Source organism: Pseudarthrobacter sp. NPDC080039, from assembly GCF_040702335.1.
In the GTDB taxonomy this organism is placed as follows: domain Bacteria; phylum Actinomycetota; class Actinomycetes; order Actinomycetales; family Micrococcaceae; genus Arthrobacter; species Arthrobacter enclensis_A.
This window is the reverse complement of sequence record NZ_JBFBKY010000017.1, coordinates 1-14,304: the sequence shown is the minus strand read 5'-3', so window position 1 is coordinate 14,304 and position 14,304 is coordinate 1. Positions and strand designations below refer to the sequence as shown.

Genomic DNA, 14,304 nt, shown 5'->3' with positions numbered 1-14,304 from the left:
CGGCGTGAGCCTGGCACGCCGCCTCATCGCGGCCGGATTCAGCGACCTGGAAAAGGGCGAAAGGTTCCTGGCCGCGCGCGAACTCGAAGGACTGGACCAGGACAGGCTCTTTGCCGGGCTGCAGCTCGCAGCAAGTCCGGACACTGCCCTCCAATCGCTGGTCAGGCTGATCGAGAAACACCCGCAGCTGCGGGACCTGGCGGCCGCCGAGCCGGAGGCCAGCGAACCGATGTACCGCGTCCTGGGCGCCTCGGAGGCCTTGGGGGAGTTCCTCATCCGGCACCCCGAGCACCTGGACGCATTCCGGGTCCGTGCCAGCCCCGAACCCCTGCCAGCCGAGCCGCAACGGCTGCGCGCCACGCTCCTGCAGGTGGTGGGCGCAGATCCCCGGGCGGCCCGCCCCGTTGCCTCCGTCACCGGCGTTGACGCCTACGCCGCCCTGCGCACCGCCTACCGCCGCGGACTGGTGGACCTCGCCGTCAAGGACCTGTGCGCGGCGGATCCGCTGGATTTCCTCCCGTCGGTGGGCGGTGAACTGGCGGACCTCGCTGCCGCGGCCATCGAAGCTGCCCTCGCCGTTTCGCGGGCGGAGGCCACAGAGCAACACAGCGCCGCCGACGTCGCCGACGTTGGCCTGGCGGTCATCGGGATGGGCAAGTGCGGAGCCCGGGAACTGAACTACATTTCCGACGTCGACGTCATCTACGTGGTGGACCCCGGCAGCCTGGAGGACGCGCACGCCAACACCATCGGCACGGCGCTGGCAAGCGGCATTTCGCGGGCCATTTCGTCCGTCGCCAGGGAACCGGGCCTGTGGGAGGTGGACGCCAACCTGCGGCCCGAGGGCAAATCGGGTCCTCTGGTGCGGACCCTTGCCTCCCACCAGACGTACTACGCCAGATGGGCCGAGAGCTGGGAATTCCAGGCGTTGCTCAAGGCACGCACCATCGCCGGGGATGCCGCGCTGGGCCGGGCCTACGAGGACGCCGTGGCGCCCCTGATTTGGAACTCGGCGGGCCGCGAGGGCTTCGTGGAGTCTGTCCAGGCCATGCGCCGGAGGGTGACCGAGCACATTCCGGCGGCTGAGGAGCAACGCCAGATCAAGCTGGGGCGCGGCGGACTGCGTGACGTTGAGTTCACCGTGCAACTGCTCCAGCTGGTGCACGGCAAGGCGGATGAATCACTACGACGCCGGGACACCACTTCAGCGATCGCCGCCCTGTCAGCCGGAGGTTACATCGGCCGTTCAGACGCCGCTGCCTTTGATAACGCCTACCGTTACCTGCGGCTCCTGGAACACCGGATCCAGCTGTTCCAGTTGCGCCGCACCCACCTCATGCCGGTGGCGGAACCGGCCCTGCGCTCCCTGGCCAAGGCCGTCCTGGGGCCCTTCTCCAACGAGCGCCCCACTCCCGACTCCCTGCTTTCCACGTGGCAGCGCACCAAGCGCTCGGTCCGTGAACTGCACGAGCGCATCTTCTACCGCCCGCTGCTGAATTCCGCGGCCAAGCTCAGCAGCGAGGACGCCAAGCTGACGCCGGAAGCAGCACAGGGACGGCTGGCCGCCCTCGGCTACCGGGACCCGCAGGGAGCCATGCGCCACATCGAGGCGCTGACCGCCGGTGTGAGCCGCCGTGCCGCCCTGCAGCGCCAGCTCCTGCCCATCCTGCTTGACTGGCTCGCCGAAGGCGTTGACCCGGACGCCGGCCTCCTCGCGTTCCGCCGGATCAGTGAAGCGCTGGGCACAACGCACTGGTACCTGGGCCTGCTCCGCGACTCCAACGCCGCCGCCGAACGCCTCTGCCACATGCTCTCCAATTCCCGACTGATCGCAGACCTCCTGGAAGTTTCGCCGGAGTCTGTGGCATGGCTGGGACAGGACAAGGACCTGGTGCCGGTGGGCTTTGAAGCCCAATGGCAGGAGATCACCGCCAAGATGTCCCGGCACGAGGATCCCGAGAGTGCCATGCGCCTCATCCGGCTGATCCGCCGGCGGGAAATCCTGCGCATCGCCATCGCCGATTCCGCCGGCCTCCTCGACCAGGAAGCCGCGGGCAGGGCGTTGGCGGACACGGACCGCGCCGCCGTCCTGGGCGCCCTGCGCGTGGCGGAAGGCATCGTCTCGGCCGGTGGACCACTCAAGACCTCGGTGCTGGTGGTGGCCATGGGCCGGCAGGGCGGCCGCGAGATCGGCTACGGCTCCGACGCGGACGTCATGTATGTCCACCGGGCCCTTCCCGGTTTCGCCGAAGCGGAGGCGCAGGAGCAGGCCGCCCGCATCGTGGCCAAGGTGTCCAGCCTGCTCACCCAGCCGCTGAAGCCGGCCATCATGGCCGAACGCGTGCTGCAGATGGATGCCGACCTCCGGCCCGAAGGCAAGAACGGGGCGATGGTGCGCTCCCTGGACTCCTACGCCGAGTATTACCGGCGGTGGTCCCTGATCTGGGAAGCCCAGGCCCTGTTGAGGGCACGCCCCATGGCCGGCGACGACGCGCTGGCGGCTGACTTCCTGGAGCTCATCGACCCCATCCGCTACCCGGAGTCAGTTGCCGAACAGGACGTTCGCGAAATCAGGCGCATCAAGGCCCGCGTTGAATCCGAGCGGCTTCCCCGCGGCGCGGACCCCGCCCGACACCTGAAACTGGGGCGCGGCGGCTTGAGTGACGTCGAATGGCTGGTCCAACTGCTGCAGCTCCAGCATGCCGGGAAACATCCGGAGCTCCGCACCACATCGACACTGGAGGCTCTGGCAGCGGCGGCGGAACTTGGCCTGCTGGACGCCGCCGACGCCGCGCTCCTGGTCGAGGCCTGGCGCCTGGCCAGCCGCATCCGGTCCGCCAACGTCATCTGGAACGGCAAGGCCTCGGATCTCCTGCCGTCTTCGCGCCGCGACCTTGAGGCCGTGGCGCGCTGGTGCGGCTACGAGCCGGGACAGGCCGCCGTGCTGGAGGAGGATTACCTGCGGGTCAGCCGCCGGGCCCGGGCAGTCTTTGAACGCGTCTTCTATGGGCACTGACTGGGTCTGGCTCATTGCCCTCCGGGACCTGGACCAAGATGCCCGGGCCATCCAACTGGGGGCAGTGGCGGACCTGTCGCTGCTCCCCGGCCAGGAACGTTTCGTGGGCGACCCCCTGCGAATGGCCCTGGCAGGACTGGCAGAAGAATCGCGCCGGCCCTACGTGGTGGAATCCGGCGGTGACGCCGTCGGTCTCTTGACTCTCCAGCTCGGAGCCGCCAGCGTCGCCGGGTGGCCTGACGACCGGTCTGCGTGGCTGCTCCGCGGCTTCCTCATCGATCGCCGGCACCAGGGGAGAGGGCTGGGTACCCTCGCGGCCGCCGCCGCCGTGGAGGCCGCACACAGGCTCACCGTCCGGCACCAAGGCGGCGAGTCCGGCGTCGTACTTTCCGTCAACGAAGAAAACCATGCGGGCCTGGCCGCTTACCGCCGCGCCGGCTTTCTCGACGCGGGGCGGTACCTGGGTGGATCCGCGGGGCCGCAGCGGACCCTGTTCCGCAGCTTCGCCACCCTGCCGCCGCCGTAACGCGCCGCGCCGGCATTGCGCTTAGCAAGCGTTTGCCCGATTATGTGGATGGCGGTGTTCTCCAACCTTGTTGGGGGGAAGGCTGGACAGTCTTCGTCTCGGGGGGCATTCGTCAGGGGGTCCGGCTCCCGGTCTCAGCACGTCTGGAGGCGGGCCCCCACCTACGGTCTTCGTCCGCGGCCTGACGGCCCTGCGGACAACGCAAAAGGCGGCCACCGGATGTATCCGGTGGCCGCCTTTTGCTGGTTCAGCAGTCCTGCGGGGCAGGCTGCAGACTAGACGCCGTAGTAGAGCTCGAACTAAACAATGCTGATTGGCCCTTCTCGGGGACCGTTGAAACCCGCTAGATTCCGGGAATTCTTGGTTGCTGACGATTGGGCGAAAATGACGCGTTGCGGACTTTTTGCGGACTCGCTGCGGACTCCTGGAAGGCATAACCCAAGAAATGAACACAACTCAGTCCCAGTACAAGATGATCGATCCGGGCGCAGAGTACGGCCTGGACATTGAGCAGGCGTCAATGCTCATCGGCAAGGCCCGCCAGTGGGAGCCTGGCAGCCCGCAACGGGAGATCGAGCGGAACAGTTTCGGCTGGAAGATCCTACGGGCCTACCAAGGCCTTCGGGTGGCTCAACTGGAGCAGATGACCGGCGTAGAACGGTTCGAGTTGCTGACGACAACGGGCCGGGAATTGCGTCTTGTGTTCGGCACGGCGCGGCCGGCGTGGGCGTTCCACACGGACTACGCCGACAAGCACCGGGGCGGAACCGGCCCCTGCTGCATCCATTCCCGGGACCTGATCGCCACGCATGACGCGTACGTGTCGATCCAGCGGCTCGACACTCTGGATGAGACGACCGGGGAAATTAATATTGGTAGGCCCTCTGTTTTTGTCCAGGCTGACAGTGAGAACATGAGTCCATCAACCCTGCTGCACCTGGCGAGAGCTTGCAGAGCAGCGACAGAGCAATTGGCCTGGATCAGGTAAAGCGGGAAGGGCCAATGAGGGACCGGTACGGGGGGCGATAGAACCAGGCACCCACCACACCCTGGGACCCCCCGTACCCGTGCTTGCGAAGAAGACCGCTGACACAATGAAAAGAGATCCCCTACCGGAAAGGTCGGGGATCTCTTTTCATTCGGCGCTGGGAGGATCGCCGGCCCCTGAAAGGGATTGGGTGCCTCCGCTCCCATCGTTGCCCAGCCCCGTCAGTGAACAGCCGGAAAGCTAAACGGGCCTGGGCTGACGTTCACGCCCAGTGTCACGTCTCCGTGACAGGCTTGCGGCCCTTCTTCGGGGGCTCGGGGGCCGGTGGCACAGCTTGCGCCGCTAATTCCCGCTCCACGAACCATTTCGGCTTGGCTTCCCCGGGGACGAACGTAACTGGCCCGTGTTCCGGGTGTTCCGGGTTCACAGCCTGTGTGACCTCCGTAAACACCGGGGCAACCGTCTGAGGCGCGTCCCCAAGCTGTAAGGGTTCGGACCTATCCCGCGCCCCTGTAGGCCACGGGCCGCCTATCCTAATATCCGTCATGACTTTCTCCTTTTACCGGTAGGGCAATGCCCAGGTTGGTAGACTTTCCCCGACCAGAAACGTCACAGGGACGCCGTTCGGGTCGGTCAAATGCATCACCCTAAGGGCATCCGTCCGCGGGGTGGGGACAGCGTTCGTCGTTGCCGGCAGCCGGGGGTCCGATGCCCCTTCGTGGTAGTCCTGGTCCTCAATGGACGGCAGCGAATAGTTGAGCATCCGCCCGTAGGGTGTGTTCAGTACCATCAGACGCCGATCAGACCCTTGTAGACCGCAAACGCACTTGAGCGTGCGATCCCGAAGTCACCGCGCCAGTGGCAGATGAAAGCTACCTGTCCGGCGTCGATGTAGCGCTGGTCAGCACGCTGGAGCGTGAAGTCGAGGCGCTGCCCCACCAGAAGCTGCGAGAAGTCCCCAGTGAAGGCGTCGGCGGCCGTCGTAGCCGTGCCCAGGGCGTAGCCGGACTTGACCTGGTTTGTGATGACGAAAGGGAGATTTTCGAGGGCGGGCGGAACGTTCAGAGGCCTGTTCTGCGCGTCGGTCATCTTTGCGTACGCGCGCCATAGCCGGGACGGGTAGAGCAAGGAATTGGGCGACTCGTTCAGGTCCGCACAAGCGCCAACCAAATCGATCAACTCGTTGTATCTCGTCGGGGGTGTACCGTTCGCGTTGCCCGTGCCCAGCACGTTCGCCGGGCGCAGCGCCAGCAGGGTTGCCGCGATCCCGCGCGGACCAGGCACAACGGGTTCGTTGATCCCGGCCCAGGAGTTCGTCGTCACGATTCCGCCGTACAAAGCGAGGTAGTCCAGCCGCAGCGCCATTGACTTGGCAATTTCATTGACGATCATTTCCTCGCCGTTGATGCTGTCCTGGAGAAATTCCATGGTCGTCACAACCATGCAGCTCATGGTTTTTGCCTGCAACTGGACGTTGTCCAGACTCGGGTCTGACGCCGTAATGGCCGAGCCCTCAGCACGGAAGGCCGACGTCGGGTCACCAGTAATGCGGCCGATGTTAACCACGTTCGCGGACATGGGTACCAAAGTCGCGCCGGCCTTCATCACCGCGGAATAGTTCCGCGCGAGGTCGATAAGGTCATTGCTCCAGTCAGTTGGCACAATGGCGGACGTACCGGAATCCGTGACCGTACGGACCATCTGCGCGAGGCTGCCGCCGTACACGCCCTTGACTGTGGCGTCATTGGCGGCACGCGCGGCGGCGAACTCCCGGGCAATCGGGTGATCCGCGAACCGCTGCCCGCGGTCCACGGATGCAGGAACATCAGGCCGGTCACGCAGCACAAACCGTGACTTTGACGCGCTGTCCGCACGGTTCACAGGGGCGCTGTCGCCCGCCCGGTAGTCGCCGTCACCAAGGCCGGCCCCGCGGGCGAGCAGGCCCGCGGCAGTCGGAATGCTACGGCTGGCGAGCGCGAGGTTCCGCTCATCCTCGGCTTTCTCAGCCCGCAGTTCGGCAATGCGTTCATCCAGGACGTCGATTTCGGCATCCAGGGCGTTCTGTGCGCCACGGACGCGGGAAATTTCCGCCTCGTTCGGTGCGTCCATACCGCGCAGCTCAGCGAGCCGTGCAGTGTGTGCGTTGCGCTTGGAGAGCTTGGATGCACGCTGTTCCAATTCCCTGGCAATGAGTTGGTCGATAGTATACATTTTTCTGGTCCTTTACGGCCTAAAAGATTCTGAAACCTGAGCGCAAAAAGGGCGCTTCGGGGTGTGGCCCTCTAGAGGGGCCTCGTCGCGGGGATACGGAGCCGGCTGATCAGGCTGGCCACCTTCCAAGGCGACATCCACTGGGCTTCACGGTTCATAGGGTCAGGCCGTAACGCGACGCAGTCCGTGAGTAACGCAGTGGGCGTCTCACCGGGTCTCCACGTTCCGTTCATGTTTCACCATGAGTCCGAGGCCGAGCGTCGGAAGCGCGATCCGTGAATTGCCGCAGTGAGCTTTCTAGCTAAAAGCAATTTTAGCCCCGCCTGACGTGGGAAACAACATAGGTGCAATTCATTCCGCGGCGCGCCGCTGCGGCGAGCAACTGCCCAAAGACAGGCAGCAACGGCAGCAGCGCTGTCAGGAGCTGTCCAAGCACCGGCATCAGCGCGTCAAGGACCGGCATAAGCCCAGCCAGGAACGACTTCACGAGCTCCAGGACAAACTTTGTCATCACGGCGAAGACGGGGCCGCCTACAGTGGCGAGGTTCCCGAAGAAAGTGCCCAGTATCAAAGGTGTCATGCAGAAGCGGCCCGAGCTGATGCAGTGCAGTCGCCGCGTTCGTAGCAATGGTGCCGAATATGGTCGTCATCGGCTCGGTGGCCGTGAGCATGTCCGCCTTGATGGAGTTGCCCGCGTCAGCAAACTGCTGCTTCAGGCCGGCATTGGTTTTCGTCGCCTCACCAACCATGAGCAGACCCGCGCCGGCGAACACCAGTGGCAATGCGCCCAGGGCGGCACCAACAAGCGCAGACGAGGCAGCAGCAGCGGCGGCGATCCCAGCAAGCGCCCCCGTCGTAGATAAGGCAGCCGCGCCCATGCCCGCACTCGCCTCTGTTGCCGACGTGCCCACCTTACCGATCCCGGACCCGGCCACGTCACCGGCAGCAGCGGTTTCCGCACCCATGGCCGTGGCCCGCTCAGCGATACCGTCCAGGGTCTTGGTTACGTTGACGTCATGACCGAAAATGTTGAAAACCATGTCAGCCATGACTACACGTCCTTGTAAGGGTCAAAAGGAGGATTGAAATCTGAATGTTGCCAGGCTCTTGGCTGGTCCTGAGAATGGGTGCGGGAGTGTTCAACAGCGCCGAGAATCCACTTACGCCACGTTGCTCCCCAGTCCGCGCTCTTAGTTCCGTGAGAGATTTGGTATTCAACGAACTTCTTTGTCTCCAGATCCAGATCAATCGCTGGAGCCTCTGTAAGTGCCCAGAACTGTAGATGCTGTGAGACTGAAAAATCAGCAGGGAGCAGAGAACGCCGGACGGGTTTACCCGTCCGGGGCTCTCTCTTCTTTTCTTCTTGGTCTTGGTCTTCTTTAACTCTTGTGTTCTTAGTGTCGGATTCACCTACGTAGGCTGAACCTACGTAGGAATTTCCGACGCTGGAAATCCGCGGGTCATCGGCCACGGGCGGCGCCTGAAGCACGTACTCCATACCGGCAAATTTCTGGTTCCCGGTCTTCTGACGCTGACGTTCCCGCTTCAGGTATCCCGCGTCTTCCAGCTCTTTGATCGCCCCGCGGATTGCGTCACGGCCTTCCGGGCCTTTGCTCACAAGGCTCTCAATGGTGATGACCCAGCCGGCGTCATGAGTCATGATTTCTGCGAGTAGGCCGCGGGCACGGCGGCTGATTCTCGTGTCGCGCATCCACTCATTGGGTATCTGGACGAACTGGCTTTCGAACGCCAGGCGTGGACGGCGGATGCTCACAGTCCTGCCTCCGCTTCTGCGGCTGCACGTACCCGGCAGACCGGCCCTAGCTTGGCGGAGACGCTGCGGGAATTCCACAGCGGAGCGTTACAGCGGCTGCACCGGCAGCAAAGAGTCAGGCCGAATGCCGCGGCCGACTTACGCAGAATCGCCAGCGACACGTCTGAGGGATGGGCGTGGCTTGACCGCTTGGCCGGCACGTCTAAGGTAGAATCTTCAGTGAGGTCTAGAGACAGGCCCTTGAAGATCCCCGCATCGTCCCCCCACGACGCGGGGATCTTCTTTGCCCTAATGACGGCGTCGCCCGACATTTCAGCCGGCCGCCGCGAACTGTGCTTCTACCCAAGCCACAACGTCAGCACGGCGGTACATAACCCGGCCGCCGATCTTTGCCGCCCTCGGTCCGCAGCCGTTATGACGCATCCAGCGGATTTGCGCGGGACTCTTGCGGAGCAATTCCGCCACTTCTTCCAGTGTCAGGAGATCCACGGCCTAACCTTTCATGATGTAGGAACTTAACACTTAAAAGACTACGCCCTCAGTGCATGTACAGCAATGCGATTTTGTGTGAGACTTAGGTTGTGATTGAACAGCGCACAATAGGCACCGCTGACGAGGACCGTTTCGTTGAGACGATGAGGCACATCCGGGAGATTCAGGGCCTGTCCCAGGGCGAGCTGGCAGCTCGGCTTGCAGAGGCCGGATGGGACGGTTTTAGGCAGACGACCGTCTCCAGGATTGAAAAGGGTGAAAGGACCGTCCGGTTGGCTGAGGCCCACGCAATTGCCCAAGTGCTGGGAACGTCCTTGGCTCGGATGACAGATGAAACGGCCCAAGGAGACGCTCAGCGCATCAGGGAGCTTGACGGTCTTATCGAAGGTCTAGAACAACAGATCAGCGCCTGTCGCCAGAAGTTGGTCCAGTACCAGGTGGAAAAGCACATGTTGACAGCAGCTTCAGGCGGCCCCGAACTGGAGATGCCGCTGCTCTACCGCGCGTACTACTACGCAATGCAAAAAGAGGACATGGCGGAAGATGCGGTGACGCAAGATGTCGATTACGAAGCGTGATAACGGCTCTTGGCGGGCCAGGTACCGTGACGAGACGGGCAAGGAACATGCGCGGCACTTCTCCCGGAAGGTTGACGCTCAACGGTGGCTGAATGAGGTCACGGCCTCTGTGGTCCGTGGGGACTACGTTGATCCGAAAACGGCGCAGACCACGGTGCGGGAGTGGTCGGAAGTATGGATGAAGGGCTACGAGAGCAACAGGCCCTCAACTGTCAGGCAGGCGCGGACTCATCTGAAGCGGATCAACGCCACATTCGGGGACCGGACATTGAAGAGCGTTCGGCCGTCCGAGGTCAAGGCATGGACGGCGAAACTCAGTGCGGAAGGCCTCGCTGATTCCACTGTCTACGCCCTGCACTCCCGGCTTGGGCAGCTCTTCGCTGATGCCGTCCATGATGGGATGCTGCCGAAATCACCGCTGAGCAGGCGGACATCCCCCAAGGCTGGAAGGCAGCGGCCATATGTGGCGACGACGGCCCAGGTATGGGGCCTATATGACGCGATGCCGGCCGGGGCGAGGCCAGCGGTCCTACTGGCCGCGTTCGCCGGTCTGCGGGTCGCTGAGGCCGTTTCGCTGCGAGTCTCAGACGTCGATTTCATGCGCGGAGTCATCACGCCGGCCATCCAGTACCCGGGAGTTGAACTAAAAACCGAGGAATCCAAGAATCCGATCCCGATTCCCCAGGATCTGTGTCTGGAGCTGTCAGCAAATCCCACAAAGTGGGGGAGTCCCACCCTCGTTACCAACGAGTGGGGCCGTGGCATGTCGCCGCACCGGCTGGAGCATTATTTCCGGGAAGCTCGGGCCACGGTCAAGGGCCTGCCGGAAGGCTTCAGGTTCCATGACCTGAGGCATTATTTCGCGTCCCTGCTGATCTCCAAGGGACTCGATGTGAAGGTGGTCCAGAAGTCGCTGCGGCACGCATCAGCCAAGACGACCCTGGACGTTTACGGGCACATGTGGCCCGACAAAGAAGAGTCCGCACGAGCTGCCGTCGCGGAAGTGCTGGCAGCTCGTGCGGACTCTCTGCGGACTAAACCCCGTTTAGCCCGGTAAATACACTAGACGCCGTAGTAGAGCTCGAACTCGTAGGGGTTCGGGCGCAGGGACAGCGGGCGGATCTCGTTCTCGTACTTGTACTCGATCCAGGTGTCAATGAGGTCCTGGGTGAAGACGCCGCCGGCCTGCAGGAACTCGTTGTCCTCGCGCAGGGCCTCCAGGGCCTCCTCGAGCGTGCCCGGAGCCTTGGGGATGTCCTTTGCTTCCTCGGCGGGGAGCTCGTAGAGGTCCTTGTCGATCGGAGCCGGGGGCTCGATGCGGTTGCGGATGCCGTCGATGCCGGCCATCAGCTGGGCAGCGAACGCCAGGTACGGGTTGGAGGAGGGGTCCGGTGCGCGGAACTCGATGCGCTTGGCCTTCGGGTTGGAGCCCGTGATGGGGATACGGATACCGGCGGAGCGGTTGCCCTGCGAGTACACCATGTTGACCGGAGCCTCGAAGCCCTTGACCAGGCGGCGGTAGGAGTTCACCGTCGGGTTGGTGAACGCCAGGACGGCGGAAGCGTGCTTCAGCAGGCCGCCGATGTACCAGCGGGCGGTGTCGGACAGGCCGGCGTAGCCCTTCTCGTCGTAGAACAGCGGCTCGCCGCCGTTCCACAGCGACTGGTGGCAGTGCATGCCGGAGCCGTTGTCACCGAAGACCGGCTTCGGCATGAAGGTGACGGACTTGCCCCAGGCGTCAGCGGTGTTCTTGATGACGTACTTGAACTTCTGCAGATCATCGGCAGCGTGGGTCAGGGTGGTGAACTTGTAGTTGATCTCGGCCTGGCCGGCGGATCCAACTTCGTGGTGGCTGCGCTCAACCTCAAGGCCGGCTTCGTCCAGTGCCACACACATGGCGTCGCGCAGGTCAGCCTGCTTGTCCGTGGGGGAGACCGGGAAGTAACCGCCCTTGACCGGGGTCTTGTAGCCCAGGTTGCCGCCCTCTTCCTCGCGGCCGGTGTTCCAGTGGGCTTCCTCGGAGTCGATCTTGTAGAAGCTGCCCTGCGGGGAGGACTGGTACTGGACGTTGTCGAAGACGAAGAACTCGGCCTCGGGGGCAAAGAATGCGGTGTCGGCGATGCCGGTGGAAGCCAGGTAGGCCTCGGCCTTCTCGGCCACGCCGCGCGGGTCGCGGTGGTAGGGGTCACCGGTCCGCGGGTTGACGATGGAGAAGTTCAGCGCGAGGGTCTTTTCCATGCGGAAGGTGTCCAGGAACGCGGTGGTGACGTCCGGGATCAGCTGCATGTCGGATTCGGCGATGCCCTGGAAGCCGCGGATGGACGAACCGTCGAAGAGCTGGCCGTTGACGAAGAAGTCGGCGTCAACACTCTTGGCGGGGACGTTGAAGTGCTGCTGGACGCCCGGAAGATCGGTGAAGCGGATATCGACGAACTTTACATCTTCGTCCTTGATGAACTTGAGGACTTCGTCCGCAGTCTTGAACATCTATGCTCCTAACGCATATGTAAATATCTGGCATGCAAGCCACATGATCCAGCGCAATCCAAAAGCAGGGAGAACGCTTGTTTTCCCTGCTGTGTGTACCTGCCGGGGGATTGCTTGAAACTGCTAACAGACTATGGATGCGGCATTTCCCGTCCGTGTCCGCATTGTTTCGGGCAGGTTACAGATCACCCTGCTATGACCACGCTATCTTCCGTCCACAGTGCGGTCGAGTCCCATCCACACTGTGGGCGCGCTGCGTCCGGCGGCTCGGTAAGCTTGGACAGTGGTAGATCGCAAAGATATCGGGTCCTGGCTCACCGGACCGGACACTTCCGGCATTTCGAAATATCCCGGTGAGCGGCTGGGCCTTCCCGAGTCCGGCCCCGGCTCCATCGCCCGCGCAGGACGCAGGATCGCGGCGATCATGATCGACTGGGGCATCGCACTGCTGATCAGTAACTTCGCTTTCGGCGGGGACTCCTGGGCCACCCTTGCTGTCTTTGCCATCGAGCAGATCCTGCTGGTGGGAACCCTGGGCTACAGCATCGGCCACCGCGTCATGGGCATCGCCGTGATCAGGCCGGGCGGCGGCACTCCGGGTCCGCTCGCGGCACTGGTCAGGGCAGTTCTGCTGTGCCTGGTCATTCCCGCCGTGATTTTCGATCCCGACCAGCGTGGTCTCCACGACAAAGCGATGAACACCCTCCTCATCCGCCGCTAGCAGCAGGACCGCCTCTTAGGTGCCGCGCGGTCTTCCGGCAGTTCGCAGCGACGCCAGGGCAAGATGTCGTAGAAGGTTCTTAGCCCGGCAGGCCTATGCCCGGCTGGGCTCGAGGTCGGCTTCCGCACTCTCTGCCCCGGAGGCAGCCAGGTACCCCCGCCGCCCGGCCCAGCGCTCGAACAGGATGGTGGCGAAGGGAAAAACGGCGGAGACTCCAGCCAGCACGGCCACCAGGAACGGCCAGCGCTGGAGGCGCCAAAGCAGCAGTGCAGTCACCCCGTAGGCGATGAACAGCGCACCGTGGACGGGCCCGGCAATCTGGACGCCAAGTTCCGTGGTGCCCGCAATCCACTTCAGGTACATCCCTGCCAGGAGCGCGGCCCAGCTGCATGCCTCCGCCACCGCGAGGATGCGGAAGGCGCGGATGGTCGGTGTCTTCAAGGGCATGGTCAGGTCCCGTCGTTATCGGTGAGCGGCTTGGGTGCGGAAGTGCGTCCGGGAGCTGTCCGGGGCAAGAAAAACGCCCCGGTGGCCGGCTGTGCCGGTACCGGGGCGTCCTGGTGGCTAACGCCCGCGGTTGGGACGGGCCTTGTACGGGTCGATGCCCTTGGGGATGGGAAGCCTGGTGCCCATGGACGCGATGCGCTTGGAAACCGTGCTTACCTCGAGCTTGGTCAGTTCGTTCTTCATCTTGCCCATCTGCTTGGCAACCTGGCTCAGGGGTACCTGGCCTTCGCCGCGCCCGGTCTGGATGGTGTGGACGGGAACGTTGGGCAGGATTCGCGCCAGGCGCTTGCGCTCGGCATCCAGCAGCGGCTTCACCCGGTGGGTAGGGCCTTCACTGACGAGGACGACGCCGGGACGGCCGACGGCGCGGAACACGGCATCCTGCGTGCGCGGGTTCACAGCGACGGGCTGCTCCTCGGTGATCCATCCCCGGCGCAGCGTGCCCAGGGCAGCGCCCGAAGCTCCCGGCTGGTCTTCGATCTGGGCGAATGCGGCGCGCTCGGCACGACGGGAGAGGATGAAGGTGGCCGCCAGCAGGCCCAGCGGAATGCCGATGATGAGGCCCGTGATCCAGTTGTCCAGCAGGAAGCCCACCAGGAAGCTCACAGCCACCACACCCAGGAACACCAGCAGCATCAGCCACGGAACCATGGGATCGTGGCGGCGGGTCATGGTGAAGACCTCGCCGATCTGCTTGAGCCTGCTGGGCTTCTTGGCCTTTGCTTCCTTGGGTTTGCGCGTGAACATGCTGCGCTTCACCGCGCTTGAGCCCGCGGAGGAGGAGTTGCTGGAGTCAGGGGATTTCGCCATAGTGCCTCAATTCTACGTGACTTAAACCAAACGGCCGGACGCCGGAATCTTCCGGTGTCCGGCCCTTGGGCACTTCACGGATTGCGGGTCAGGAGTGTGCTGCCAGGAGGGTGGCGGCTTCCTGGCGGGTGGTGCCGGAGTCCTGGATGCCGTCGGCGATGTGGGCGAGTTCGGCGGGGATGTCGCGTCCTTTT

14 protein-coding genes and 1 pseudogene are annotated in these 14,304 nt (G+C 63.8%); 6 read left to right on the top strand and 9 right to left on the bottom strand.

Features of this window, described 5'->3' with window-relative positions; all coding sequences use genetic code 11:
• Nucleotides 1-4 precede the first annotated feature (4 nt).
• From AB0313_RS16155 to AB0313_RS16145, 3 genes are all read left to right on the top strand, one after another.
• The gene (locus AB0313_RS16155) at nt 5-3,016 is read left to right on the top strand and encodes a bifunctional [glutamine synthetase] adenylyltransferase/[glutamine synthetase]-adenylyl-L-tyrosine phosphorylase (protein ID WP_366306762.1); all 3,012 of its coding nucleotides are present in this window, start codon (nt 5-7) and stop codon (nt 3,014-3,016) included.
• Nucleotides 3,006-3,542: a GNAT family N-acetyltransferase gene (locus tag AB0313_RS16150; RefSeq protein WP_307310383.1), complete on the top strand. Its 537-nt coding sequence runs from the start codon at nt 3,006-3,008 to the stop codon at nt 3,540-3,542. Before AB0313_RS16155 ends, AB0313_RS16150 begins: the two co-directional genes overlap by 11 nt.
• Before the next feature lie 445 nt (nt 3,543-3,987).
• Nucleotides 3,988-4,530: a hypothetical protein gene (locus AB0313_RS16145; protein ID WP_366306760.1), complete on the top strand. Its 543-nt coding sequence runs from the start codon at nt 3,988-3,990 to the stop codon at nt 4,528-4,530.
• Between the two features lie 559 nt (nt 4,531-5,089).
• Here the strand turns inward: AB0313_RS16145 and AB0313_RS16140 are convergent.
• The 5 genes from AB0313_RS16140 to AB0313_RS16120 form a co-directional block, all read right to left on the bottom strand.
• Nucleotides 5,090-5,320, bottom strand: coding sequence for a hypothetical protein (locus tag AB0313_RS16140; RefSeq protein WP_366306758.1), 231 nt, complete (start codon nt 5,318-5,320; stop codon nt 5,090-5,092).
• Entirely contained in the window at nt 5,320-6,741 is a 1,422-nt protein-coding gene (locus AB0313_RS16135) for a phage major capsid protein (protein WP_366306756.1), read from the bottom strand. Before AB0313_RS16135 ends, AB0313_RS16140 begins: the two co-directional genes overlap by 1 nt.
• A 449-nt stretch (nt 6,742-7,190) precedes the next feature.
• Nucleotides 7,191-7,790, bottom strand: coding sequence for a hypothetical protein (locus AB0313_RS16130; protein WP_366306754.1), 600 nt, complete (start codon nt 7,788-7,790; stop codon nt 7,191-7,193).
• 2 nt (nt 7,791-7,792) lie between these two features.
• Nucleotides 7,793-8,515, bottom strand: coding sequence for a hypothetical protein (locus AB0313_RS16125; protein ID WP_366306752.1), 723 nt, complete (start codon nt 8,513-8,515; stop codon nt 7,793-7,795).
• A gap of 312 nt (nt 8,516-8,827) precedes the next feature.
• Nucleotides 8,828-9,004 (bottom strand): helix-turn-helix domain-containing protein, encoded by a 177-nt coding sequence (locus AB0313_RS16120; protein WP_366306750.1) that lies wholly within the window; start codon nt 9,002-9,004, stop codon nt 8,828-8,830.
• 92 nt (nt 9,005-9,096) lie between these two features.
• Between AB0313_RS16120 and AB0313_RS16115 the strand changes: the two genes are divergently transcribed.
• Nucleotides 9,097-9,585 (top strand): helix-turn-helix transcriptional regulator, encoded by a 489-nt coding sequence (locus tag AB0313_RS16115; RefSeq protein WP_366306748.1) that lies wholly within the window; start codon nt 9,097-9,099, stop codon nt 9,583-9,585.
• Nucleotides 9,566-10,642, top strand: a complete 1,077-nt coding sequence (locus tag AB0313_RS16110; RefSeq protein WP_366306746.1) for a tyrosine-type recombinase/integrase — start codon at nt 9,566-9,568, stop codon at nt 10,640-10,642. Before AB0313_RS16115 ends, AB0313_RS16110 begins: the two co-directional genes overlap by 20 nt.
• A 5-nt stretch (nt 10,643-10,647) precedes the next feature.
• On the opposite strand, the gene glnA is transcribed toward AB0313_RS16110, so the two are convergent.
• Entirely contained in the window at nt 10,648-12,072 is a 1,425-nt protein-coding gene (glnA, locus tag AB0313_RS16105) for a type I glutamate--ammonia ligase (protein ID WP_018763577.1), read from the bottom strand.
• Nucleotides 12,073-12,355: 283 nt separating this feature from the next.
• On the opposite strand from glnA, the gene AB0313_RS16100 reads away from it, so the two are divergent.
• Nucleotides 12,356-12,793, top strand: coding sequence for an RDD family protein (locus AB0313_RS16100; RefSeq protein WP_141940893.1), 438 nt, complete (start codon nt 12,356-12,358; stop codon nt 12,791-12,793).
• Between the two features lie 93 nt (nt 12,794-12,886).
• Here AB0313_RS16100 and AB0313_RS16095 read toward each other — a convergent pair whose 3' ends face one another.
• The 3 genes and pseudogenes from AB0313_RS16095 to AB0313_RS16085 form a co-directional block, all read right to left on the bottom strand.
• Nucleotides 12,887-13,240 carry a DUF3817 domain-containing protein gene (locus AB0313_RS16095; protein ID WP_366306744.1) on the bottom strand — a complete coding sequence of 118 codons (354 nt, stop codon included), beginning with the start codon at nt 13,238-13,240 and terminating at the stop codon, nt 12,887-12,889.
• A 117-nt stretch (nt 13,241-13,357) separates the two neighbouring features.
• Nucleotides 13,358-14,110 carry a DUF4191 domain-containing protein gene (locus AB0313_RS16090; protein WP_141940895.1) on the bottom strand — a complete coding sequence of 251 codons (753 nt, stop codon included), beginning with the start codon at nt 14,108-14,110 and terminating at the stop codon, nt 13,358-13,360.
• Nucleotides 14,111-14,198: 88 nt separating this feature from the next.
• Nucleotides 14,199-14,304 (bottom strand): annotated as a pseudogene (locus AB0313_RS16085) (lipoyl synthase); the annotation flags it as partial.

Excerpts from the sequence above, each read along its gene's own strand:
- AB0313_RS16110 (WP_366306746.1), top strand. The coding sequence starts at position 9,566 with ATGTCGATTACGAAGCGTGATAACGGCTCTTGGCGGGCCAGGTACCGT.
- glnA (WP_018763577.1), bottom strand. The coding sequence starts at position 12,072 with ATGTTCAAGACTGCGGACGAAGTCCTCAAGTTCATCAAGGACGAAGAT.
- AB0313_RS16145 (WP_366306760.1), top strand. The coding sequence starts at position 3,988 with ATGAACACAACTCAGTCCCAGTACAAGATGATCGATCCGGGCGCAGAG.
- AB0313_RS16135 (WP_366306756.1), bottom strand. The coding sequence starts at position 6,741 with ATGTATACTATCGACCAACTCATTGCCAGGGAATTGGAACAGCGTGCA.
- AB0313_RS16150 (WP_307310383.1), top strand. The coding sequence starts at position 3,006 with ATGGGCACTGACTGGGTCTGGCTCATTGCCCTCCGGGACCTGGACCAA.
- AB0313_RS16095 (WP_366306744.1), bottom strand. The coding sequence starts at position 13,240 with ATGCCCTTGAAGACACCGACCATCCGCGCCTTCCGCATCCTCGCGGTG.
- AB0313_RS16140 (WP_366306758.1), bottom strand. The coding sequence starts at position 5,320 with ATGGTACTGAACACACCCTACGGGCGGATGCTCAACTATTCGCTGCCG.
- AB0313_RS16090 (WP_141940895.1), bottom strand. The coding sequence starts at position 14,110 with ATGGCGAAATCCCCTGACTCCAGCAACTCCTCCTCCGCGGGCTCAAGC.
- AB0313_RS16130 (WP_366306754.1), bottom strand. The coding sequence starts at position 7,790 with ATGGCTGACATGGTTTTCAACATTTTCGGTCATGACGTCAACGTAACC.